We start from the raw sequence: 591 nt of genomic DNA, 5'->3' as shown, positions 1-591 counted from the left end.
GCCACGACTCAGGCGCACGACGACGACCCGGCCGACGGGGCCGGCCCCTCGGGTGCGGCCGGCGGTGCGGCGGGGTCTGCGAGGACCCCATCGGCGGACAGGAGGCGCAGCAACTGCGGACCGACCGCGGTGACGTCACCGGCACCCACGGTCAGGACCAGGTCGCCCGGGCGCACCAGCCCGTGCACCGCGGCCGCGACTTCCGCCCGGTCGGGGAGATAGTGCACCTCTGCTCCGGTGACCCGGTCGGCAACCAGCGCCCCCGTGACTCCGGGCACCGGGTCCTCCCTCGCCCGGTAGACGTCGAGGACCACCACCACGTCCGCGGGGGAGAGCGCCGCGGCCAGTTCCGCGGCGAAGTCGCGGGTGCGGGAGTAGAGATGCGGTTGGAAGACCACGACCAGTCGCCCTGGGCCGGTCAGACCGCGCCCGGTCCGGACGGCCGCGGCCACCTTGCCGGGGTTGTGCGCGTAGTCGTCGACGACGCGCACTCCCGCCGCCTCACCGCGCGGTTCGAAGCGACGGCTCGTGCCGGGGAACGCGGCCAGGCCCTGCAGCACGAGGTCGGGGTCGGCGCCCAGCCCCGTCGTG

General features: G+C 75.8%; 1 protein-coding gene. It reads right to left on the bottom strand.

Annotation, left to right across the window (positions count from 1 at the left end; all coding sequences use genetic code 11):
* Nucleotides 1–8: 8 nt before the first annotated feature.
* The coding region (locus FRW57_RS22620; protein ID WP_275263268.1) for a glutamate ligase domain-containing protein at nucleotides 9–591 on the bottom strand (583 nt) is incomplete at its 5' end.

The organism is Segeticoccus rhizosphaerae (assembly GCF_009192725.1).
In the GTDB taxonomy this organism is placed as follows: domain Bacteria; phylum Actinomycetota; class Actinomycetes; order Actinomycetales; family Dermatophilaceae; genus Segeticoccus; species Segeticoccus rhizosphaerae.
Note: the sequence above shows the minus strand (reverse complement) of the source record. Positions and strands in the feature narration are given on the sequence as shown.